The sequence below is a fragment of the Candidatus Tisiphia endosymbiont of Hybos culiciformis genome, assembly GCF_964030975.1.
In the GTDB taxonomy this organism is placed as follows: domain Bacteria; phylum Pseudomonadota; class Alphaproteobacteria; order Rickettsiales; family Rickettsiaceae; genus Tisiphia.
Genome location: NZ_CAXIQH010000001.1, coordinates 1,457,419 through 1,480,241 on the forward strand (window position 1 = coordinate 1,457,419; position 22,823 = coordinate 1,480,241).

The 22,823-nt window shown below is 34.3% G+C and carries 23 protein-coding genes and 1 pseudogene; 4 read left to right on the top strand and 20 right to left on the bottom strand.

Annotated elements, in window-relative coordinates:
• Nucleotides 1–61 precede the first annotated feature (61 nt).
• Nucleotides 62–1,699, top strand: coding sequence for a hypothetical protein (locus ACQH2P_RS07875; protein ID WP_425363713.1), 1,638 nt, complete (start codon nt 62–64; stop codon nt 1,697–1,699).
• Between the two features lie 11 nt (nt 1,700–1,710).
• On the opposite strand, the gene ACQH2P_RS07880 is transcribed toward ACQH2P_RS07875, so the two are convergent.
• On the bottom strand, nt 1,711–2,706 hold the full coding sequence (locus tag ACQH2P_RS07880; protein WP_425363714.1) for a serine/threonine dehydratase: 996 nt from the start codon (nt 2,704–2,706) through the stop codon (nt 1,711–1,713).
• Between the two features lie 90 nt (nt 2,707–2,796).
• Here ACQH2P_RS07880 and lon point away from each other — a divergent pair, with 90 nt between their 5' ends.
• Entirely contained in the window at nt 2,797–5,136 is a 2,340-nt protein-coding gene (gene lon, locus ACQH2P_RS07885; protein ID WP_425363715.1) for an endopeptidase La, read from the top strand.
• Nucleotides 5,137–5,324: 188 nt separating this feature from the next.
• Here the strand turns inward: lon and ACQH2P_RS07890 are convergent, their stop codons facing one another.
• The 10 genes from ACQH2P_RS07890 to ACQH2P_RS07935 form a co-directional block, all read right to left on the bottom strand.
• A complete protein-coding gene (locus tag ACQH2P_RS07890) occupies nt 5,325–6,647 on the bottom strand; it encodes an IS5 family transposase (RefSeq protein WP_425362593.1) in 1,323 nt (440 codons plus the stop codon).
• Between the two features lie 205 nt (nt 6,648–6,852).
• Nucleotides 6,853–8,076 (bottom strand): IS256 family transposase, encoded by a 1,224-nt coding sequence (locus ACQH2P_RS07895; protein WP_425362497.1) that lies wholly within the window; start codon nt 8,074–8,076, stop codon nt 6,853–6,855.
• A gap of 152 nt (nt 8,077–8,228) precedes the next feature.
• A complete protein-coding gene (locus ACQH2P_RS07900; protein ID WP_425364136.1) occupies nt 8,229–9,281 on the bottom strand; it encodes a reverse transcriptase domain-containing protein in 1,053 nt (350 codons plus the stop codon).
• A 166-nt stretch (nt 9,282–9,447) separates the two neighbouring features.
• Entirely contained in the window at nt 9,448–10,785 is a 1,338-nt protein-coding gene (locus ACQH2P_RS07905) for an IS701 family transposase (RefSeq protein ID WP_425363716.1), read from the bottom strand.
• Between the two features lie 64 nt (nt 10,786–10,849).
• Entirely contained in the window at nt 10,850–11,134 is a 285-nt protein-coding gene (locus ACQH2P_RS07910) for a hypothetical protein (RefSeq protein WP_425363717.1), read from the bottom strand.
• Nucleotides 11,135–11,672: 538 nt separating this feature from the next.
• A complete protein-coding gene (locus ACQH2P_RS07915) occupies nt 11,673–11,825 on the bottom strand; it encodes a helix-turn-helix domain-containing protein (protein ID WP_425363718.1) in 153 nt (50 codons plus the stop codon).
• A gap of 228 nt (nt 11,826–12,053) precedes the next feature.
• On the bottom strand, nt 12,054–12,185 hold the full coding sequence (locus ACQH2P_RS07920; RefSeq protein ID WP_425363719.1) for a hypothetical protein: 132 nt from the start codon (nt 12,183–12,185) through the stop codon (nt 12,054–12,056).
• 51 nt (nt 12,186–12,236) lie between these two features.
• Nucleotides 12,237–12,575, bottom strand: coding sequence for a hypothetical protein (locus tag ACQH2P_RS07925; protein WP_425363720.1), 339 nt, complete (start codon nt 12,573–12,575; stop codon nt 12,237–12,239).
• Between the two features lie 214 nt (nt 12,576–12,789).
• Nucleotides 12,790–14,631 (bottom strand): AAA family ATPase, encoded by a 1,842-nt coding sequence (locus ACQH2P_RS07930; RefSeq protein WP_425363721.1) that lies wholly within the window; start codon nt 14,629–14,631, stop codon nt 12,790–12,792.
• 144 nt (nt 14,632–14,775) lie between these two features.
• The gene (locus ACQH2P_RS07935) at nt 14,776–15,234 is read right to left on the bottom strand and encodes a hypothetical protein (RefSeq protein WP_425363722.1); all 459 of its coding nucleotides are present in this window, start codon (nt 15,232–15,234) and stop codon (nt 14,776–14,778) included.
• A 142-nt stretch (nt 15,235–15,376) separates the two neighbouring features.
• Between ACQH2P_RS07935 and ACQH2P_RS07940 the strand changes: the two genes are divergently transcribed.
• Nucleotides 15,377–15,526 (top strand): hypothetical protein, encoded by a 150-nt coding sequence (locus tag ACQH2P_RS07940; RefSeq protein ID WP_425363723.1) that lies wholly within the window; start codon nt 15,377–15,379, stop codon nt 15,524–15,526.
• Here ACQH2P_RS07940 and ACQH2P_RS07945 read toward each other — a convergent pair.
• From ACQH2P_RS07945 to pyrH, 7 genes and pseudogenes are all read right to left on the bottom strand, one after another.
• Nucleotides 15,492–15,611, bottom strand: a pseudogene (locus ACQH2P_RS07945) (IS5/IS1182 family transposase); the annotation flags it as partial. The gene ACQH2P_RS07940 and the pseudogene ACQH2P_RS07945 overlap by 35 nt on opposite strands.
• Before the next feature lie 102 nt (nt 15,612–15,713).
• Nucleotides 15,714–17,240 (bottom strand): Asp-tRNA(Asn)/Glu-tRNA(Gln) amidotransferase subunit GatA, encoded by a 1,527-nt coding sequence (gatA, locus tag ACQH2P_RS07950; RefSeq protein ID WP_425363724.1) that lies wholly within the window; start codon nt 17,238–17,240, stop codon nt 15,714–15,716.
• A gap of 3 nt (nt 17,241–17,243) precedes the next feature.
• Nucleotides 17,244–17,546, bottom strand: coding sequence for an Asp-tRNA(Asn)/Glu-tRNA(Gln) amidotransferase subunit GatC (gene gatC, locus ACQH2P_RS07955; RefSeq protein ID WP_425363725.1), 303 nt, complete (start codon nt 17,544–17,546; stop codon nt 17,244–17,246).
• Nucleotides 17,547–17,625: 79 nt separating this feature from the next.
• Nucleotides 17,626–18,969, bottom strand: coding sequence for an MFS transporter (locus ACQH2P_RS07960; protein WP_425363726.1), 1,344 nt, complete (start codon nt 18,967–18,969; stop codon nt 17,626–17,628).
• Nucleotides 18,970–19,070: 101 nt separating this feature from the next.
• Nucleotides 19,071–19,247 carry a hypothetical protein gene (locus tag ACQH2P_RS07965; RefSeq protein WP_425363727.1) on the bottom strand — a complete coding sequence of 59 codons (177 nt, stop codon included), beginning with the start codon at nt 19,245–19,247 and terminating at the stop codon, nt 19,071–19,073.
• 291 nt (nt 19,248–19,538) lie between these two features.
• The gene (gene frr, locus ACQH2P_RS07970; protein WP_425363728.1) at nt 19,539–20,099 is read right to left on the bottom strand and encodes a ribosome recycling factor; all 561 of its coding nucleotides are present in this window, start codon (nt 20,097–20,099) and stop codon (nt 19,539–19,541) included.
• Between the two features lie 5 nt (nt 20,100–20,104).
• Nucleotides 20,105–20,821, bottom strand: a complete 717-nt coding sequence (gene pyrH / locus ACQH2P_RS07975; protein WP_425363729.1) for a UMP kinase — start codon at nt 20,819–20,821, stop codon at nt 20,105–20,107.
• A 128-nt stretch (nt 20,822–20,949) separates the two neighbouring features.
• On the opposite strand from pyrH, the gene ACQH2P_RS07980 reads away from it, so the two are divergent.
• Nucleotides 20,950–21,165: a hypothetical protein gene (locus ACQH2P_RS07980; RefSeq protein WP_425363730.1), complete on the top strand. Its 216-nt coding sequence runs from the start codon at nt 20,950–20,952 to the stop codon at nt 21,163–21,165.
• Nucleotides 21,166–21,391: 226 nt separating this feature from the next.
• On the opposite strand, the gene dksA is transcribed toward ACQH2P_RS07980, so the two are convergent.
• On the bottom strand, nt 21,392–21,811 hold the full coding sequence (gene dksA, locus ACQH2P_RS07985; RefSeq protein WP_425363731.1) for an RNA polymerase-binding protein DksA: 420 nt from the start codon (nt 21,809–21,811) through the stop codon (nt 21,392–21,394).
• A gap of 64 nt (nt 21,812–21,875) precedes the next feature.
• Complete coding sequence (locus tag ACQH2P_RS07990; RefSeq protein ID WP_425363732.1) at nt 21,876–22,820, bottom strand: tyrosine recombinase XerC; 945 nt, start codon at nt 22,818–22,820, stop codon at nt 21,876–21,878.
• Between the last annotated feature and the right edge of the window lie 3 nt (nt 22,821–22,823).

Here is a 22,823-nt window from a genome sequence, read left to right on the forward strand (position 1 = left end):
GTATATTATGATATATGATGACAAAGAATCTACGTCGTTTGAGAACCTTAAAAGTTCTCAGATGGATAGTACTACAATTGACGATCCTAGTGATAAAGAAAAGCCGGATGAATTAAAACTATCTCCTCTAGATGAAACTCTAAGTAATTCTTTAGATAATCAGACAATCCAACCAAAGGAAAGAAGAGCAAAAGTTGGAAAAAGCCAAAGTCTTGACGATATGGAGCTTGGACGTATAAATAAGCTAGAAGCTACTTCTTCTGTAAAACCGGTAAGAAGTAAGGATGATTTGTCAATAATTGAGCAAGAGAAAAGTGAGAAATTAAAATCAGTTAAAACAAATGAAATTAGAATTTCAAATGAATTCCTAAAATCTTTAGAACAAGAAAGTAAAGAAATAAAGAAAGAACCAAGAATAAAAAGAGCTTTTTCTTACATAATTGATAAAGCTACATCTGCTTGGGACTGGACAAAAAATACCAAGGCTTTCAAGGCTATAGATTGGCTGTTAAATACAAGATTAGCCAAGATTGCACTTGGTAGTGCTGTAAGCCGAGCTATTACGACTACACTTGCAATAGTAGTATTAGCTGGAATCTCACCCCCTACGGCCTTAGCCATGGCTGCAGTAACCTTAGTTGGGGTAGCTGGCGGAATGATAGCTGAAACTATCAAAATAAGAAATCTTCGTAAACTTGCCCAAGAAAATGATCTATTGATGCAAAATCGAGGAGATATAAGCAAACAACAATATTTATTAACACTGGATCCAAAATTAGCCCAATTGTTGGAAAAGAAATTATATGTCCCAACATGCAGCCCAGATGAAGAAAATAAACATTATCATTACGTATCTTCCAAAGCAGAGCTGGCATTTAGTACAAGCAAATTTTTCATGGATAATATTAAGGATGCAGCTAATTTAGCATCTAATATAGTTGCAGCTAGCAGTGGTAATCCCGTTAAGATTGCTGCAGCAGTTAAATATGGTACAGCTTCAGCGATGTCTTTGATTAGCTCAGGTTTAAATGAAAAACAATCAGCTGATCTTGTTACAGCATTTAAAATTAATATTAATGGTGAACTCTGTAAGAGTGACGTTGCAGATTATCATAATTTACAAGAATTGCGTGAGATTGCCCAAAAACAACATATTCAAACTGCTACTTTAACTGAGTTGATACGAGATAAAGATTATTTCAAGTTAACTGATGAACAAAAACAAAATAAATTTGATATATATCAAGAAGCTTTATCTGAAATAAGGCTTGACAAAAAGTATAGAAAATTAACCGATGAACAAAAACGAGATATGCTTCATGCAACAGTAAATAAGCTTGAAGAGAAATCTAATGAAAAGCCTAGTGAAAAATCTAATGAGCAAGAAACTGAAACTAAAGAAAAGAAAAAAAGTAGTAATAGACTGGTATCAGTGGCAAAAGGCACGCTAAGCTTTTTAAGAGATTTGGGTAGAGCACATGACCCTTTTTATGAACAGCCTGAGGTCAAAAGTGATAGTTCATTAAGCAAAGCTATGAGTGCTGCCAAGAAGTCTGCTGAGGAGATCGTAACACCTGCGGTTATAGAACAATTACGAAAAAGTAAATCTATGCCAGATTTATTACAAAAAGAGAGTAACCTTGTCCACCAGAAGAAATTGCAGAGAAGTAATTTTTCAGAACGGCATCTTGAGCGATGATTTTATTTCAACTAAGACTTGGGCAAATTAGAAAGATATTTTCCCTTCCAAAGTTCCTGATAAATAATAGGGTCAATGTTCCCACCTGATATAAGTACTAAAACTCGCTTAGGTTTTGATTGTTTCTTTAACCAATTGACTACCCCAACCATATTTAAAGCACATGATGGTTCACAGGTAATTCGTAACAAATGAATCAACCAAGCTGTCCAATAATATATAAAATGTTCATCAGCAAGAAAGAAATCATCAAGTTTATTTAGATAATTAAAGGTACGTGGTGAAACTGCTAAAGTACGTAAACCATCTGCTACAGTATTTGGTGAATCAACAAACCTATATATTGAACCTTGCTTAATCGATAAGAAAGCATCATTGGCATTAAGTGGTTCTGAACCTATCAGCAAGCTGGATGGAGATAGTAATTCTTTTGCTAAATATGATCCAGAAAGCAATCCCCCACCTCCACAAGAAGCAAAAACGGCATCTGGACTAAATCCTAGCTGCTGTAATGCTTCATAACACATCGTACCAGCACCAGCTATACTCGAATCACTATCGGAAGGATGCAAATAGTAGAAACCATTTTCTATATCACCTTTTGCTTTATCTTCTGCCACTTGTCTAGTGTCAGTCAATATAACCTCTGCTCCGTAATATTTTGCTGTTTGTTGTTTAATTGGAGAAGTATTTTCTGGTAAATAAATTCTGGCATTAAGGTTAAGGGTTTTTGCTACCCAAGCGAGACCAATTCCATGATTACCTGTACTATATGCAACAACTTTATCTGGTAAACACTCTTGTTCTTGCAACTCTAATAAATGGTTTAATACCCCTCTAACCTTAAATGCTCCAGTTTCTTGTAATGAGTCTACTTTAAAAAAAATTTTATGCCCAAGCATTTCATTTAAAATTTCAGACTGAACTATTGGAGTCAAACGAAGATATTGTTTTACCCTATTACTTGCTATTGATATTATATTAGAAGATTGAAGCGATGAATGCATATATAAACTAAATGTAGCTTGAAATCATAGTGAGACGATATTATATAGCTACCATCCTATTTAGTATATAAATTTCTCAAGGTTTTTAATATGACAAATAAAGAAAAATTACCCCTACTCGCATTAAAAGACATGGTGATATTTCCCGGTATGGTTGCTCCTATATTTGTCGGTAGGGCTAAGTCTATAAAAGCCTTATTTAATACTAAAATTATAGATAGTAATAGATATATATTATTGGTATTACAAAAACAACAAGATCAAGACACTCCAGATATTCAAGATCTACATTCCACAGGGGTGATTGCTAAAATTATACAAACAGTAAGATTACAGAATAATGCCAAAATTCTAGTTGAGGCAATCGCTAAGGTGACCCTGCATAACATAACTAATAAAGAAATATTTGAAGCTGAATATAGTATACTGCATGATGAAGAGGTAATTGATGTAGAAGCTTTAAAAGTTTCCACATCAAACGTTATTGAGTTATTTACAAAATATACTAAGACTCATAAAAAAATTAATCCAGAAATAATAGAAACGATAGCTGGTGAAATAGCAAAAAATCCAACAGATTTTAGTTATGTTACTAATGTACTAGCTTCTTACTTGACTGCACCATTACTAATAAAACAAACTTTGTTAGAAGAAACAAACCCTCAATCACGAATTAAAACTATAATAGATACATTAACATCTAATATGGCTCAAATGGATGCAGAGCAAGCTTTGCAATTGCGAGTGAAAAAACAAATTGAAAAAACTCAGCGTGATTATTACTTGCATGAACAAATGAAAGCCATACAAAAAGAACTAGAGCATGATAAATCTGATTTCTCTGATATAGAAAAAAAGATTAAAACCTTAAAACTTTCGAAAGAAGCAAAAGAAAAGGCCGAGGCAGAACTGAAAAAGCTAAAGCTTATGAATCAAATGTCAGGTGAATCATCAGTTGTCCGTAATTATCTTGACACATTATTAGCTATGCCATGGGGAAAATTTGATAATAGTAAAACTGATATAAATAAAACTAAAGAAATTTTGGATCGTGATCACTTTGGTCTTGAGAAAGTTAAAGAGCGTGTTATTGAATATTTAGCAGTGTTACAACGTTCTAAAAAAATTAAAGGACCTATACTATGTTTAATCGGTCCACCAGGAGTTGGGAAAACCTCATTGGTCAAATCCATTGCTGAAGCAATGGGTAGAAAATATACTAAATTTGCTCTTGGCGGTATTAGAGATGAATCAGAAATTAGAGGGCATAGGAAAACATATCTTGGTTCTATGCCAGGAAAAATCATAAACTTAATTAAAAAAGTTAAAACTAATAACCCAGTTATGTTATTAGATGAAATTGATAAAATGGGTTCTGATTTTCGAGGTGATCCAGCTTCTGCTTTACTTGAAGTCTTAGACCCTGAACAAAACAGTAATTTCGTTGATCATTATTTAGAAGTAGAATATGATTTATCAGAGGTAATGTTTATTGCAACAGCTAATTCTTACAATCTGCCCAGGGCTCTACTTGATCGTATGGAGATCATTAATATTTCTGGTTATGTTGAAGAAGAAAAATTACAAATTGCTAAAAACTATTTAATACCAAAGCAATTGGAAATGCATAAAATAAAGAAAAATGAGCTAACTATTGATGATGAAGCAATTTTAGAGTTAATCAGATATTATACCAAAGAATCAGGGGTAAGATCACTTGAAAGAGAAATTGGTTCTGTTACGAGAAAAGTATTGCAAAGAATTTTGAGTAACAAAAAAATAAAAAGCATAGCAATATCATCTGCTAATCTTGAAGAATATTTAGGAATTAGGAAATATAATTTTGGTTTAGCTGAGAAAGAAGACCAAATAGGCAGTACTACGGGACTTGCTTATACAGAAGTTGGCGGAGAATTATTGACCATTGAAGCCTTGTCATTCCCTGGCAAGGGAGATATTAAAACTACTGGCAAACTTGGGGATGTAATGAAAGAATCCGCTCAAGCAGCCTATAGTTGTTTTCGTTCTAGAGCTAATAGTTTTGGATTGAAATATGAAGATTATAAAGATATTGATATCCATTTGCATGTACCGGCTGGAGCAATTCCAAAAGATGGGCCATCTGCTGGATGTGCAATATTTACCACTATTGTTTCACTTATGACCAAAATACCGGTAAACAGAACTGTGGCAATGACTGGAGAAATCACCCTAAGGGGTACAGTATTACCAATTGGGGGGCTAAAAGAAAAATTATTAGCTGCTAGCCGAGGTGGTATACAAACGGTGATAATACCTAAAGATAACGTTAAGGACTTAGAAGATATTCCACCGAATATAAAGAAGAGCCTAGAAATTTTATCGGTATCAACTATAGATGAAGTGCTAAAATTAGCTTTAGTTAACAATAATTTTACCGTTACTAACTAGTCTCCCCGTCAAAAGTGCAAAAAATTCAAAAATTAGCACCTTAGCAAAAAATTTTTGTATAAAATTTTAGAGTTTAATTGTTCTGATGTAATTTTTTGATATAAAAAGATGATTTTTAGAAAATTTTTGCATGACGTTTTGTTAACGATTTTGTAATCGTTTGATTAATTTTCTTTATTTGCTAATTTTTATGTAGAAAAATTTGTTTTGAGCAGGTGATTAGCAATACACCGTAAGTTCAATCCTACAGCGGAAATTAACGGATTTATTATATCTCCTATTACTCCTTTTAAGTAATTTCTGCCAACTCTACCATAATGCTTAAGGTGTCCTATTATCGGCTCTATAGCACTTCTTCTCTTGATCATTGCCTTATCATCTGAGGATAGCTTCTTCTTGCAATATGGGCTATACACCTTGTCTTTTTCTTTAAAATTATTCCCCTTATAGCCTAAATCAACAAATGTCCTGGCTATTCCCACTCCTGTTAATTTCTTTACAACCTCTACAGTCTGCGATAATGTATGACCATCATATGGATTGCCATGAAATGATTTGGCCGCTAATACAAAATTACCTCGACCACTTACTGCTATCGAAACCTTGTTACCAAACTCATAGGGTTTGTTTAATTTCCCTTTACCTATGCACTCTACCTCCGGTGCGTGAAAACTATATAATACTTTATTATCCTCCTTATATCGCTCTTTCTCTGCTTTACTCAGTATAGATTGTGCCTGAATCTTTTTAATCTTATTTAGTATTTCTTGCTGCTTTAATGACAAACTTAACTTTGTTTTTGCTATTTCTCGCTGACATATTCTTATTAAACGACCCAGCAATATCTTTAAATGTTGCATTACCTTCTTACGTTTTTTGGCTTTACTATTATCCTTATATTTCCATAATTTTACTATGTCTTTTTTATATTGCTTGGCATATGTCTCATGTAACTTAATGCCTAAAGTATGACATAACTTTACTAGCTCTATTCTTGCCTTATCCATCAAATACACATCATGAGGATACTTAATATTCTTAATTTGTACTGTAGTATCAACGATTATCGATGCTAAGTCTTTTTTTTTAAGCACTCCGACTTTGCAACCAATTCTTGTTAATTCTTTTAATATCTCATTATATCCTTCTTCCCCTAATATAGCACGAAACCTTCGTATACTAGCTTCTGATATCTCAGCATCTTTCTGCAAATATTCCCAACCACAAAAATATTGCCAATATACGTTCTCTCTCAGCTCTTCTTCAGCTGCAGCATCTGACAGGTTATACATCGCTTGCAGCATAGTTACTCCAAGTAATAACCTGTGACATCTGCGATTCCTACCAAATTTCTTGATATTAACATTTGTCAATAACCATTCCTCTAAAACAGTCCAATTTATTAACGATCTTAATTTATATAACTTGTTATTAGGGTTTAATTCTTCGGTCAATTTATAACCAAAAAGCTGTCCTTGTTTTTGGGATTTTATTATATCTTCTATCGGCATAATTCATACAATCCATAAGGTTTCTGCCAATATTATAGCATTTTCTTATGGATTATCTAGATATTTTTACCCGCTAACCATATTATATATTATCCTTCTAGACTTTTGACGGGGAGACTATCTAAAAAGCCTTGAAATATTATAGGCTCCCGCCCATACAAGAAGGCTCTGTCCAGAAAAGTGTGTAAATTTCCAAAATAGGTCATTAAATTTTGTTAAGCCTATCTTCAAATTTGATCATCAAATGAGCCATAGCTTCATTCCAGTTGGGAATAGGCATAGTCCATTTTTTGGTCATATAGTCAATTGTCAAATATAAGCTTTTAAAAACAGCACTATCACTAGGGAAAACACGCTTATTATTTGTTACTTTACGCAATTGACTATTAACAGATTCAACTGAATTAGTGGTATAAATTACCTTTCTAATTGCCTCTGGATATCCTAGAAAAATCATTAAATTATCCCAATGATTATACCATGATTTGGCAATTTGTGGATATTGTTTATTCCATTTTTCTTCAAAATATACTAAAGCTAAATGTGCTTGTTCTTCCGTTGCTGCAGTATATATCGGCTTTAAATCGCTAGCCACCTGCTTCCTATCTTTATATGATACGTATTTTAAACTATTTCTAATCTGATGTACAATACATAATTGATGTTCTGTTTTTGGATAAACTGCTTCTATCGCCTCAGACATACCAGTAAGATTATCACTACAGGCAATCAGTATATCCTTTAATCCTCTATTTTTCATTTCAGTAAAATTACCAAGCCAAAATTTTGCCCCTTCATTTTCACTGATCCATAATCCCAATATATCTTTTCTACCAGATAAATCAATCCCTAATGCAACATATATTGCCTTGTTAATTATCCTTTTGTCTTGCCTAACTTTTACTACTAAACAATCAAAAAATACTATCGGATATATCTCTTCTAACGGTCTACTCTGCCAAGCTTTTACATCATCCATTACATCATCGGTGATCTGACTGATTAAACTCTCACTTATTTCAACACTATACAACTCTTGTAATTGAACCTTAATATCAGATACACTCATACCTTTAGCATATAATGATAAGACTTTATCATCAAAACCATCAAAACGTTTTTGTCTTTTCGGTAGTATTGCTGGTTCAAAGGTACTACGCCTATCTCTTGGTACTTCTATCTCAACCGCTCCATGTTCGGAGATCAGTTTTTTGCTAGTTATACCATTACGAGCATTATCATTATCTACACGACTGTATTTATCATAGCCTAGATGATTATTCAATTCTGACTGCAATGCCTTCTCTATCAAGCGTTTGGTCAATTCTTTTAATAATCCTCCTTCTTTCAGTATTGTGCTTACATCTGTATCATTATCTATTAATAAATCTACTGCTTGCTTTATTGATTCATTTGTTTTTTTATTCATGTAATTTCCTTTTTTGTTATATTTTTATATATAACCTATCTCGAAATTTACACACTTTTCTGGACAGAGCCTAGACGTAATAGTCACCTATTACGCCCCTCGTTAGATCCGCATCGTGCCCTATTAAGGCAATGGGCTCAAGATATCATCATTTACACAGTATGTACACTTAACATGACATGATATACTTTTACCTTTGGCAAAGGGTGGCGTATAATGAAAAGTTTAAATTGTTCCCAGTTAAGTGATTTCTTTTGACTGCGTCTGTTTAGCCATTTGAACATTATTTTAACCGCCTTCCATATGAAACTATCTACTGCATTGCAATTGTGCGACACTCCATAATATTGGATATGTCCTCTAAGCTTGCTGCAGAATGTTGCCCATATGATAGGTAGTTTGCATTTGTTTCTAATGCCTTTACCCCAGTCATTAACTTTCTTTAACTTGGCTCTTATTCTTTTTCCACTACTCTTTACTTTAGGTATTATTCTACCATTCCTAGACCTTCCCAGATAAAAGGTAAATCCTAGAAAATCAAAGACCTCCTGTTTTATACCTCGAAACAGCTGACTCTTTGAAAATCTGACCACTCTGGTCTTTTCTTCATTAAGTTTAAGTTTATACTTTTCGAGTCGTTTTGCAAGAACTGCTTTAATCTTCTTTGCATCCTCTTCATATCTACAGCATATCACCGCATCATCACAGTAGCGAAATAACTCTACCTCTCCCCTGCAATGCTGGGTAACTACTTTTTTAATCCATTCATCTAGTACATAATGAGCAAATATATTCGCAAGTACGGGGCTTACAATACTTCCTGCAATTACCCCTTCTTCCTGGATAGTTAACTCTCCATCAGATAATACTCCCGCCTTAAACATACGGATTAAATACCTAATTAGCCTCATATCCTGGACTTTCTCCTGTAATATTTCGATCAATATCTTCCTGTCCACTGTACCAAAAAAGTTTGCTAAGTCTAAGTCTATTATGCTCTCAACCTCCTTTTCATAAAGATGTTTTGAAAGCTCTCTTACTGCATCATGACATCCAATTCCTGCCCTGAAACCGTAGGAACATTTAAGGAATAATGGCTCATAGATGTTCTCAAGTACTTTCTTCATCATCTTTTGGCAGAGCTTATCTTCGAAATTGCTAATCCCTAAAGTCCTATATTTACCCGGGCTTCCTTCCTTTGGTATCTTTACCTCTAGTACTACAGTCGTAAACTTTGTGCATACAGTGTACGGGTTCTTTCTTTATCTTTAAAGTGACAATCTTTTGCTCTGGCTTGGTGTCGTCTTCGCCATAAGGATAGGCTTAAGAATGCTTCCTTTGTTGTCGTAAATAAGCTTGAAAAAATCAACTTTACAAAACGTCTAATTTCTTGAACCGTAAGGCTGATAAAATCTTCTGTTTTTTTTTATATTCGTGCATTGAATCCAATTGCTCTTGACCTGCAGATAACTCTTGTGTTGTTATAGCACCGCTTGCTAAAACCAGCTCTGATGCTTGTTCCTTATCTAAATCTGCTACTAATATTTCTGGTTTCTTATTGTTTTCTAACAACTTATTAGCAAGATTGGCTGGATCGCTAACTTTGTTTTTTAAATTAACCAAAATCATCAATGCCCACATCGAAAATGTAGTATGCCTCTCCCATCCACGATAACTCCGCACTTCATACTGATCCAATCCAGTTTCTCCTTTTGCCATTTCAAAACACTCCTCAATTGACCATCTCGAACCAGCAGCCATCGCTAGTTCCTGTAATGACCTATTCTTAGGTGCCATAACACTATAAAATGCCAGTTCTCCTGTACTCATAGAACGTCTAATCAATAAAAACTTTTCAAATTCACTGAAACTATTAATCTCATTACGTTTAATCAGCAACCACTCATATACACGTTCTCCTTTGCTTCCTTTCCCTGCACTATGCATTTCCCACAAATTAACATCTGCAGATTCAGCACATTTTAATGCTTCAAAACGTTGTTTAAGATCGCCGCATCTAATAGAATAATCCTTCGGAACCGCCAAAATATATGGTTGGTTATATTCCTCCAAAACCTTCACAAAGTCCGGATCTTTTCCATAAGCCTCATCAGCTGTAACCCATGAACACTCATAACCTTGCTCTTTAAAACTTTTATACATCCCAGCGGCTTGCAGAGCCTTCTTCTCAAACTTCAACCCTTCTGGAATCCCGGCTTTACGGCATCGTTGCGGATCATTGAGCCAAGATTCAGGTAAATATAATTTACCATCCAACAGATTATGACCCTTCTGTGTTTTATACCCCATAAATGTACCAATTTGACAGTTCTCTACTCGACCCGCTGTCCCAGTATACTGACGCTGAACTCCCGAAGATTGATCCCCTTTTTTTAAAAATCCAGTGTCATCAAAAGTTAAATATCCTTGCGTCCCAAGATTTTCTATAGTTATTTTAATCAATGCTTTTTTTAATGCCACAACGTCAATAGCTGCATAACATAAAAGATACTGAAAATTGTATGGTGTCTTAGCTCCTACCATTTCCGCTAATTGCCAGCTATTCTTCCTCTCAACAGAACTCATTAATGCTTTGACATACAGTGACATATTATTAAAAGTTCTATAATCATTACATCCTACTCTTAAACCACTCTGACCTTCTTCTATCATTCCTTCCAGTTCTTGCCATATCTTGATGTTATCCATTCCTTATCTCATCTCCTCCTTCAACTATGCCATACATTCTAATACATTTTATTTTATTTGTAAACTACGACTGTAGTACTAGTATATTCCCTGGTTTATATACCATATTCTTTAGCTTACTAGCCAATTCTCTGATATTCTCTGTAAGGTTTAAGCTATAGTTTGATTTGTCCATACCATCTGTTCCAACTGCTTTCTTCGCATCAAGCTCTTGGTAACATTTGGTAAGTGCTTCTTCATTAAATAAATGCATGAGATTGTTAAATTTCTTGTCTTTATCCTGTGAAGATAACCATGCTATTCTTTTTAGTTTCGTTTCTGTATTTATTTGATACTCTGTTGTTATCATAACATTTCCCTAAAAAGATCGATTCTACCCAGGATACTTCGCTCCACAGACTTTCCTCTGCTTCATCGCTACTATGATCCATCCGACTTCCTATATTCCCTCTCAGCTCCCTTGGGTTTTATTCTTGTCGGCTGATACTTCCAAAAAAAATGGAAGAAAATATAGGACCTCCCACGTTCCTAGATAAACTTTTATTACATGCCATGCTCTTAGACCTCGGAAACCTAAACCTATACCTGCCTAATTTACGGTATAGATAATGTTGCATTCCTTCCTTTGAACAAAGTCTGCGGTCTCGTAATCTCCTTTACGTGGCTCAATCACTACGGCCTGTAATATCTCTACCTACGCTTAACATAATTGTTACCAATTTCTGCCCAAGGCTCGATACTTAGTGTGCTAGGTCAACACTTCTAAGACTGTTCTTTCAACAGCTAGTCTATCTACGCTTCGTGGCGCACTCAAAGGGGAGTTCAATAAATTGTCAAAGTAGTGTTCAGTGATATTCAAAAGATGTTATTTCATTCAGTAAGTGAGGCTATTGAGCATACTTTACTTCATGATATAGCGTAGAACGTCCGATTTGTAATTGCTTTGCAACATTAGTGGGGGATATTCCGGTTTTAATTAATCTTAACGCTGCATCAAGTTTTTCTTTATCTAAACTTTTACTATATATATCACTGAACACTACTTTGACAATTTATTGAATTCCACTTTGAGAAATGATCATCATTAATTTTACTTTCTTGCTGTCTATTATGTTATAACATAATAGACAGCAAGAAAGTAAAATTAATGATGATGAGTTTATACTGATGTAGCAGTTAATACTTGTCTATTCTATTCCATTGATTTTATTATCAAATCTGTTGCTAAATTCTTTAACTCTAAAATAGGTCTATCAAGCATAATCTACTTAATTTAAATCACTAGAATATTTAAGCTTCTCAATCTCTAATACTGTTAGACCGGTAACTTTGGCAATATATTCAACCGTAGCCTTCTCTTTCAGCAATTTAATGGCTGTATTTATTTGAGAATTATTCATTTTAACTTTCCAATAATTCGTTGATTCTGGTAATGGATAACTAGAGTATAATCAACTATCATTATCTCCAGTAAATACACTATTAAGATGTTTAAAAGCATCACGGTGAATTTGATAAATATCATCGTCCGTCATTCTGTCAGAATTTCTTACCCTATTTTCAATAACCAACTTTGCCATATCAATAGTAGAACTCATAATATTTGGTAAAATACTCATCATTTGATCAATATCCACCTCTATATCATCGTCACTATCGTCCTGGCTTTCGCTCATTATATCCATCATCATATTGCCAAACATCATATCAATTGCCTCTGAATTATTACTCTGCCGATTCCGGTTAGTAGCAGGTATGATAGTGCTATGGGGTTTTTTCTTCTTCTGCATATTAAACCATTTAATTTAATTTATTTTCTTACCATACTATTACAAACTCTCTTATTATAACAGTTTCTCATTATCCAACATATTTTATAGTTGTACTTGTCAAAACATTCTTGCTACTGATATAATATTTTTAACTTCTACTCAACCTAAATATGTAAACTATGCCTTTGTTCCGCTAAGGCAATTCCTAAATTATAATAGACAGTATATTTCCTTATAGCTCATCAACTCGATATTCTAGTGCCACTTCCTTACCACAAAAAGCTATCGCAATCTTAGTAATTTTCTTGATATGCACATGTTCTTTTATTTTAGCGTCATATTGTTTATTTATAATTTGCTTTAATCCTATTTTTGCTACAGATTCTAACTCTTCCGGGATTTTGCATATTTTATATTCAACTATAATAGCACTATCTCCACGACCAACTATTGGTACTAACATATGATCACATCTGCCATATCCAGACTCTCTATTCGATTCTATTACATATTGCACCGTCAGTGGCGCTAATATTCCGCCCATCAGATTATGGTAATCTCTCTCCACAAGCATATCATGATAGCTGGTTGATTTTAATAAATATTCTTGCAACTTCTCGCCAAATTGAGATATTTGCTGAGTAATTAATAATTTGATAAAATTATCATACTCATTAATTTTTATATTTAGTCTTTTAGTCACCCATTTTATTACCCTTTCTACATAAATGTTACTTACCTCTGTATTAGGAATAGTCAAACGATATCTTGGACTTTCCACATTATCATCAGTAAGTAACGGACTCAAGTAACCGGCAAATAACAATAGACTGAAAAAGATGTTGGGATTATCTTCGATCTCTCCTAAAGAAACTTGTTTATATAGTTTCTTAACTATGCCTTTCCCTTCTAATAGGCTTTGCAGATCTTCTTGTATATCATCGTCAATGAAGGCTTTATCCACTAGCGATAAGCCACCACTATCAACCCAGTAAGTATCAAGACTTCCCGCGTGAGCTAAACATTGCATGATCGACCATGGGTTATAGATGATTTCCCCTCCAAAATTGTAACCATTATACCAATTTTTTATTTTCTCAGGATTCGTCTCAAGTGGTACTTTGGTTAGTAATTCATCAACTTCCCCTTGGGTAAAGCCATAAAATTTAGCAAACTTTTTATCAAGCAAAGTATACTCACTAACATTATTTAAATCTGAAAATAAATTAGCTTTAGCGATACGCAATATGCCGGTAATTACTCCTTTTTCTAAACAAGGATTACCTTTTAAACTACTGCCAAACATTCCGCGAAACATCTCTAGTACATCCTCAAACTCTTTTAATCTCTCGCCAAATTTTAGATAAGCACTATTGATCGGTGTATCATATTCATCGATTAATATATAGACTTTTTGGTTAAAATGTTTGTACAGCACTTCACTTAAAAAACGCAAACTATTTTTAAAATCATTCTTCTCAAGTTTCCCATCAAAATATCGCCTTAGTTTTTCTTTTTGTGCATTATCTAATAATCCTGTATCTTTCGTCACATGATGATTTAAGTAATGATGACTTGCAAATAATTCTATAATTTGATCCTTGATACCTACTTCAATCTCTTGGTAGTTGCTACCCTTAACATCTTTAAAACTAATAAAAATCACTGGATAATTACCTTGCTGAACCATAGCATATTCATTACCGTTAATCTTTAAAGGTTCTAAAATCTTTTTTCCTTTAATACCTAAATCGATTTCCCCACCACTAAACAGCTTATAATTAACCTTCTGTTCTAACGGTAAAACCTCACCTCTCTCATCTACTTCTATCTCAAAGAACTTCTGGAGCATATTCATATTCAAACTTTTACCCCACCGCCTTGGTCTAGCGATCAGGATTACATCACCACTATCTTCCAGTAATTCTTTAACCATTAGGCTTTTATCAACAAATACATCACTATTTAACAATAACGTTTTAAAATCATCAGTACCTACCCTCATTCTTGGCAGTTTATTACCTTGTACGACTTTGCTTTCTTCAGTTATGACATTAGGTGTTTTGACAACCATATTTTTTTCCCATCATCTATTTATTACAAATTTTATACTATAACTTTTTGTGATAAAAGTCCTGGCAATAAAGACCCTTTCATTATTATTTAAAACCACTCTATTCAACATAATTAAATCTAAACTTACCATATCATTTCCAGATTACATACCCATACTTATCCCTCTACTTTGTTGCATTTTCTCCTGTTGCATTTCTTCTAGATGTTGCCTATCTAACCCCTTCTGGAAGTTTCTGATTTGGTTGATAGTTTTGGTTATTGAGCCATTATAGTAGCTCTTGTTACTATTATTATAATGATTAACTTCCGTATAGTCATCCTGAATATGTAAATTATATCTTAGCGAAGCTACGGCAATTCTTAAATTATGGATTACTAAATTCTTACCTTCTGATAAAGCTTCACTTTGTTCAACGTCGCTAGTATTATTGTCATTAAACCCTGGGGTTAAGGCTTTATCCAGTTTAGCCGTAATAGATTTAGATTGTGCTTGTTCTATTTCAGCTGCTATTTTCATTGATTCAAACTTCCCTACTGTAACATTAGCTTCTCCGTGCTGCAACCTATAATCTAGTAACTGCTCTGCTACTGATTTTTGCATATTAGTGCCAAGACTTAACAATTCTTTTATTTGCGGCTCATTATCTAGGGCGTGTCATCAATTCAACAAAATGACAGAAGCAGCAAGATGAATCGCCCCCAAAAAGTTTTGAGCCGTTTTATAGTTATGCTCATAGGATTAGGTGATAAAGAACATAACGATTGTAAGTTGTCATTCCCGCGAAGGCGGGAATCTAGATACCTGCTTTCGCAGGGATGACAAAAAGTTTGTATCACCTAATTCAATAGGTTTCACTATAGTACCGCCTCTACAAAAAGACGATTGTCCTTAGCTGTTACTCCTACATCTCCTTCTTTTCCAGGTAGTATATCCTTTATCCTATCCCATTGCTCATCTCTTAAAGCATACCGACGCATTTCAACAATCCTTTAGTTTTTTATAAACTTAATGATTTATATCACTATGTCAACTCATTTGATGACACGCCCTAGTACGCGAAAGCGGGAATCTATAATATCTCAAGACTTTTTAGATACCTGATTTCGCAGGGATGACATTGCAGCGTTTTCAGAATATATAAAACTAATATTTCTTGAACCACGCTCGATTGCTGCTGCTACCTTTATAGTATTATATTCATCAAGGGCTTTGCCTATTACTTGCATGCCAAGAGGTAATCCCCTAGAAGATAAAGCAGCAGGTACAGAACAACAAGGAAGACCGGCAAGACTAGCTGGAATAGTAAATAAATCATTTAAATACATTGTCACAGGATTATCTTGTTTCTCACCTAAATTAAAAGCTTCCGATGGTGTGGATGGCATAATTATTGCTTCAACTTGCCCAAAAGCTTTGTTAAAATCATCTGAAATCAAACGTCTTATTTTTTGTGCTTTTAAGTAATAAGCATCCATAAGAGTAGATGAAAGCAAATAAGTACCAAGCATAATACGTCTTTTAACTTCAGAACCAAAACCAGCACTCCTTGTTTTTTCATACATTTCTTCAATAGATGCTCCATCATTTTCTGCCCTGAAACCATATCTTATACCATCATATCTTGATAAATTAGATGAGGTTTCAGCAGGTGCTATAACATAATATGCAGCTAGAGCATATTTAGAATATGGCAATGAAATATCAATAATTTCCACCCCATCATTTTTAAGAATATCAATAGTATTTTGCCACATCCTAATAATATCAGGTTGTATACCATCTTGTTTCATAATATCAAATGGGACACCTACCTTCATGTTTTTCACACTAGTGTTACATGCAGATTTTAGTTGTGGCACCTCGGAGTTGATAGAAGTAGAATCCTTCTCATCAAAGCCCATCATGGCTTGTAGCATTAATGCAGTATCTTCGACAGTTCTTGTAAGGACTCCAGCTTGGTCAAGTGAACTGGCAAAAGCAACCATACCATATCTAGAACAACGACCATATGTTGGCTTGAATCCGACAATTCCGGTATAACTGGCAGGCTGGCGAACAGAGCCACCTGTATCACTTCCAAGAGCTGCCATAGCCAAAAAGGCACTGACAGAAGCTGATGCCCCCCCAGAGGAGCCACCAGGAACTAGTGGAGTTGAAGGTGCATCTACAGCCTTCCAAGGGCTAATAACGTTACCGAAATAGCTGGTAATATTAGCAGATCCCATGGCGAATTCATCCATATTAGTCTTACCAAGCATTATTGTACCATGCTCTTGAACCTTATTACTTACAGTTGATTCGTATGTTGGTATAAAGTTACTAAGCATTCTTGAGCCTGCAGTAGTTAGTACTCCTTTTGTACAAAAAAGATCTTTTACAGAGATGGGAATTCCTTCTAATGACCTTTCTATTCCCTTATGATAATTCTGATCAGCAATTTTAGCTTGCTGTAAAGCCGTATCTGTAGTTTCAGTAATATAGGCATTTAACTCTTTATGCTTATCCATTTCCTCAATATGAGCTTTAGTCAGCTCAACAGACGAAAATTCTCTGTTCTTTAAGGATTTCAAGGCTTGTGTTATGGTTAATTTTATAATTTCTGACATATTTTACTCTACTACTTTTGGTACTACAAAACATTTTACTTCCTTGGCAAGGTCGGCTTTATCATTTGGCAAGTTAGCAAATAATTCATCGGAGATGTCAGCATACAATACTTGGTCATGTCGCATTCTTTGGTTCATACCACAAACTGAAGTAAGTGGTTGAACGTTACTACAATCTACATCGTTTAAAATGTCAATCATATTCATCATCTCAGTCAATTGGTAGGCAAAATTGTTTAGCTCTTCTTGGCTAAAATTAAACCTAGCAAGCTTTGCTATTCTTTGTATTTCTTCATTTGTAATCATTATATACCTTAAATATTAAAGTCAATGTTGTTTAAAATAATATTATACCATGAAATATATCTACACTAATAGCATGAAGTCATTTTTTTAAAGAATAATTATGCTTATCTCGCATTAAGCTATTACGTAACCTCTCTAATGTTTCAAAATAACTCAACCCAAATCCATATAATACAATGAATGGTATAAATAATATTACTATTCCCCAATTAGCAAAATAATCTATTAAATAAACTAATCCAAAAGATGTAACAACATACATTATTGCCTTTACCATAGCACTTGAGATACTGACGCATCTAAAACGTTTAAATATAGGAAATTGCTTATAAAATATTGATGTCGCTGGAAATGCTTCTGTCTTAAATATCAATATAAAAAACTGCAACAATAATAAATAGAAAGGAGATGAGATATTAGTTAATAAATATGGTGAAAACATAATAATACTAGCAAAAATCACTAATTTCATTTTTAAAATTTTCATAGGATCTATTCTATAACTCAAATAAGTATATAGGATACAGATAAGCAAGTCTGCTATTATGACGAGCAAGTTATGACCAATAATTTGTTCAGAACCATAATTAAAGGTGTTTTTAAGTATAGTGCCGCAATGCATATATATAAAATAAAAAATAATTGGTGCAGTCGATTCAATTGATAAATAAGCTAATATAGTTTTTATATTAATTTTCTCATTTAACATTTTATGATTAGTAATATGCTTTTTTTCTAGACCAAAAGTTTGAATGTTATTTTCCAATCTTTTGGCTGCGTCAGCAAATTCTGGGGTCTCTCTAAGGTACGTTCTTGCCACAGCTCCCACTAGGGCAATCGCTGCACCAAATAAAAACGCATATCGCCAATTAAAACCATATGAAGTCACAAGCATAGCTACACCTAAAGCAAATACTGCCCCTAATTTACTAAATATTGAAATACAACCAACAACAGGATATTGTACTGGTGGCTCGGTTGTTTCCGTTAAATATAATTCTGCCCCTACTGCTTCTCCTAAGGATGACATGCCTTGCACTATCCGACAAATAGTGATTAATACCGAAGCAGTAATACCAATTTGGGCATAAGTAGGCAAAATAAACATCACCAAACAAGAAAATGACATCATAAAAGTTGTGACAACCACCGTAACCTTACGCCCTGCTTTATCACCTATCCAACCAAATAGTGCAGCACCAATTGGTCTAAAAACAAAAGTAGAGCAGAAGGCAAGAGCCGAAAGAATACTAGCACTATGCGGATCAGTCTTTGGAAAAAATAACTCATTAAGAAATCCTGCCATATGTATATAGAGCATCAGGTCAAAATACTCTAGAAATGTCCCAATTGAAAGCAACCCAACCGCTTCTTTTTGCTCATTGGTTAGGCTTCTTTGCTCCCGTTGTTGATACATTATCATTTTTTAAATATTTAAATTAAAAACTACTTATCAAGATGTCATCCGTGGCAAATTAACGTCTAGAAAACTATAAGGTCGACGAAGCAATCTTATACTAATTTTTATTGCTTCGTTGCCGCCAAAGCAGTACAGCTGTCGAAAGTTAGCAGGAGAAGCTGGTTTATAGTGAAACCTATTGAATTAGGTGATACAAACTTTGTGTCATACCTGCGAAAGCAGGTATCTAGATTCCCGCCTTCGCGGGAATGACAACTTACAATCGTTATGTTCTTTATCACCTAATCCTATGAGCATAACTATAGAGGTCATCATGGTAGTTTAAAAGTTGTGGGAAAATAATCAGCGTCATTGCGAGGAGGCGTAAGCCGACGAAGCAATCTATTTTTGGTTACTTTTATGGATTGCTTCGCCGACCTACGCCTCCTCGCAATGACGTTGACCACATACGACTTTTAAAGCGCCTTACCTAAAACCGCTTCCTTTTCTAACTTTCGATAACCCTGGCTAAAGCGGCTCCTTGCAATGACACATGTGAATTGGGCGTAATGTTAGTCAGGTTAGCTATAGACTTAAATAGTCAATATCTCTTGTTCTTTTTGTTTAACATGCTGTTCCACTTTATTGCCATACTCATCAGTTAACTTTTGGATTTCTTCTGAGAAATTATGGTGTTCATCCTTAGTTATGCTATTGTCTTTTTCTAGCTTTTTTAAATCTTCATTACCATCCCTTCTGATATTACGCAAAGCAATTTTAGTATTTTCTCCATATTTATAAGCAAATTTAACAAGCTCTTTGCGACGTTCTTCAGTAAGTAGTGGAATGGTGATTCTGACTAACTGCCCATCTGATGAGGGATTTAGACCTAAATTTGCATCAATAATGGCTTTTTCGACAGCTTTTACCATAGATTTATCCCACACCTGTACAGTAATAGTTCTGGCATCTGGAGTTGAAAGACTCGCTACTTGTGACAAAGACATTTTATCTCCATACGCTTCAACTAATACCGGATCAAGTAAATTAACTGAAGCTCTACCAGTTCTAAGCCCCTTAAGTTCATGATCCAATATCTTTAACGAGCTATCCATTTTTGATTGCAACTCTTTATGTATAGTTGTTTTATCCATACCTATTAACCTTCTTGAATTTTTGTATACTCACCTTTTCCTTGCAATACTTTTGCAAAATTACCCTTCTCTTTAATTGAAAATACCTTAATTGGCAAGTTATTTTCTCTAGCCACGGCAACAGCAGCAATATCCATAACTTGTAAATTCTCTTTTAGAAGATTACTATAGCTGATAGTGGAGTATTTTACTGCATCAGGGTTTTTCGTTGGATCTGAATCGTATACACCGTTAACTTTAGTACCTTTTAATAATAAATCGCAGTTCATTTCAATGGCCCTTAAGACACCTGCACTATCAGTAGTACAAAATGGATTACCAGTTCCGCCGGCAAAAATTACTACTCTACCCTCTTCTATATGTTTCTTTGCTTTACGACGTATATAAGGCTCACAAACACTCATCATGGGAATGGCAGAAAGGACTCTAGTATGAACATCTAAACTTTCCATAATATTTTGTAAAGTAAGTGCATTTATTACCGTACCAAGCATACCAATATAATCACCAGCAGCTCTTTCCATACCAAATAAGGCATTAGTGCCACGATAAATATTACCACCACCTACGACCACACATAACTGTACACCAAGAGCTATTGCTTCCTTTATATCCTCAGCAATCCTTAGTATTACAGAATATTCGTGACCAAATTGCTTATCACCCATTAAGGCTTCGCCAGAAACTTTTAGCAAAACCCGTTTATATTTCAAATATGACATAAATTTTATATTGTTGTTAAATTATTGATTTCTATAAATTCTCTATACAAACCTACTTGATAGCTGTGGGATAAGCATCTTATAACCACTAAAACTAGTCGAACTATTATTTTTGTCAAGTATTATAGTTGTTTGATAACAATTATAGATTTAAAAATATTAGTTTAAAACAAGGTAAGATTACGCTTATTAATTTATTCACCTTATACATAATCCTCACACGGCAATTTAAAAATTGCAGAAAAGTACAAGGCATCATTGCGAGGCCACGTGAGTGTAGTGGCAATCCTGTTTTGTGTCATACCTGCGAAAACAGGTATCTTAGAGATTCCCGCCGTTGCTAAGAATGACAATTTACAACTGCTTCGTCGCCACCAAAGTGGCTCCTTGCAATGACGATGTGCTGTTTTCCCTATGACTTTTACATGCCATGCGTAAGGTGAGTTATTAAAGATATTATACTTTCTTGTCTATGAAACCCCTCTAAAACCTCTTCCTCTTCTAACTTTCAACAGCTGTAGGCTACCGACTTAACCCAAACACTACTGTAACAATGCAGGAAGGTTATTACTATAAATCTATATGCTGTTTTTCATAGTTTTCATGTCGCTCTTGCGATTCAATACATAAAGTTGCAACTGGTCTTGCTTCTAAACGTTTTAAGCCAATTGGTTCCCCAGTTTCTTCGCAATAGCCATATTCATTTTTTTCTATCCTTACCAAAGCCTCTTCTATTTTATCAATAAGCTTACGATACCTGTCTCTTGTTCGCAACTCGAGTGCTGTATCAGTTTCAATTGACGCACGATCATTAAAATCTGGCTCATTCCAATTTTCCTCCTTGAGGTGGTTTAAGGTCTCTCGCGACTCCTCTAGCAAAGAACGTTTCCACTCAAGAAGTTTTTGTCTAAAATATTCTAACTGTTTAGGGTTCATATATTCTTCATCATTAGAGGGTTTATACCCTTCTAGTAAAATAATTCTAGACATACAGGATTCTCAATATTAAAGTATGGAATAATATAACGTATAACTAAAAATTATGGCAAGAAGATTATAATATTTCTCTATCAGATTTTGATATTGGGTGGGCATTATTATAAATATTCTCCAAATGTTTTAGACTAACTTTAGTATAACGCTGGGTAGTTGATAAGCTTTTATGCCCAAGTAATTCCTGAATAGATCTTAATTCTGCTCCATTTTCAAGCAAGTGTGTCGCAAAACTATGTCTAAAGGAATGAGCTGACAGATGCTCCGGTAATCCATAGAAGCGACGTAATCGTATCAATTCACGATTAAACACGGGAGCTTGTAGCTTTTTACCTAACTTACCTCGGAATATTGGATCTTTTTCATCTATACTATAAGGTAATTTGTTTAAATATTGTTCTATAAAATCTCTAGCTATCGGAGTCCATGGTATTAGCCTCTCCTTTTTACCCTTTCCTGTTATTTTTATAAAATCTAAGTCTTGTAGATGAGATTTAGTTATCGACAATGCCTCAGATATTCTAAGCCCAGCAGCATAAATAAGCACCAATAGGGCTTTATTCCTCAATTCCACCCATTCTAAATCGGTAAAATTATCAATATGTTCAATGGATAATTGAGCATCATCCTGCGATAAGGATTTAGGTAATATTTTAGCTTTCTTAGGGTTCTTGATGGAAAAAATTGCATGGCAAGTAATATTAGTGGTCTTTTCTAGATATTTATAAAAATTCTTTATAGCAGACAAACCTCTAGAATTAGAAGCTGTTAGGTAATTGTCCTGTTGCCTTTTAGAAAGCCAGCTCCGTACTAGTCTTATATCGACTTGCTTTAGAGAATTAATGGTTATGATTTCCGAATTATAGTGATTTAGGAAATTCAGGAAATTTTCCAAATCATTCTTATAAGAAATTATCGTATGTTCCGAACAATTTCTTTGTAATTTCAGATATTTCTGCCATTTATCTAGTAGCTCTAATACTTCTGGTTGTTTTTTTTGAATCATCGA

Coding starts and splice junctions, on each gene's coding strand:
- lon (WP_425363715.1), top strand. CDS start 2,797: ATGACAAATAAAGAAAAATTACCCCTACTCGCATTAAAAGACATGGTG.
- frr (WP_425363728.1), bottom strand. CDS start 20,099: ATGGATAAAACAACTATACATAAAGAGTTGCAATCAAAAATGGATAGC.
- ACQH2P_RS07895 (WP_425362497.1), bottom strand. CDS start 8,076: ATGAATAAAAAAACAAATGAATCAATAAAGCAAGCAGTAGATTTATTA.
- ACQH2P_RS07930 (WP_425363721.1), bottom strand. CDS start 14,631: ATGGTTGTCAAAACACCTAATGTCATAACTGAAGAAAGCAAAGTCGTA.
- ACQH2P_RS07910 (WP_425363717.1), bottom strand. CDS start 11,134: ATGATAACAACAGAGTATCAAATAAATACAGAAACGAAACTAAAAAGA.
- ACQH2P_RS07960 (WP_425363726.1), bottom strand. CDS start 18,969: ATGATAATGTATCAACAACGGGAGCAAAGAAGCCTAACCAATGAGCAA.
- ACQH2P_RS07905 (WP_425363716.1), bottom strand. CDS start 10,785: ATGGATAACATCAAGATATGGCAAGAACTGGAAGGAATGATAGAAGAA.
- ACQH2P_RS07935 (WP_425363722.1), bottom strand. CDS start 15,234: ATGCAAAAATCAGTAGCAGAGCAGTTACTAGATTATAGGTTGCAGCAC.
- dksA (WP_425363731.1), bottom strand. CDS start 21,811: ATGTCTAGAATTATTTTACTAGAAGGGTATAAACCCTCTAATGATGAA.
- ACQH2P_RS07875 (WP_425363713.1), top strand. CDS start 62: ATGGATAGTACTACAATTGACGATCCTAGTGATAAAGAAAAGCCGGAT.
- pyrH (WP_425363729.1), bottom strand. CDS start 20,821: ATGTCATATTTGAAATATAAACGGGTTTTGCTAAAAGTTTCTGGCGAA.
- ACQH2P_RS07890 (WP_425362593.1), bottom strand. CDS start 6,647: ATGCCGATAGAAGATATAATAAAATCCCAAAAACAAGGACAGCTTTTT.
- ACQH2P_RS07920 (WP_425363719.1), bottom strand. CDS start 12,185: ATGAATAATTCTCAAATAAATACAGCCATTAAATTGCTGAAAGAGAAG.
- ACQH2P_RS07990 (WP_425363732.1), bottom strand. CDS start 22,820: ATGATTCAAAAAAAACAACCAGAAGTATTAGAGCTACTAGATAAATGG.
- ACQH2P_RS07880 (WP_425363714.1), bottom strand. CDS start 2,706: ATGCATTCATCGCTTCAATCTTCTAATATAATATCAATAGCAAGTAAT.
- gatC (WP_425363725.1), bottom strand. CDS start 17,546: ATGATTACAAATGAAGAAATACAAAGAATAGCAAAGCTTGCTAGGTTT.
- gatA (WP_425363724.1), bottom strand. CDS start 17,240: ATGTCAGAAATTATAAAATTAACCATAACACAAGCCTTGAAATCCTTA.
- ACQH2P_RS07925 (WP_425363720.1), bottom strand. CDS start 12,575: ATGCAGAAGAAGAAAAAACCCCATAGCACTATCATACCTGCTACTAAC.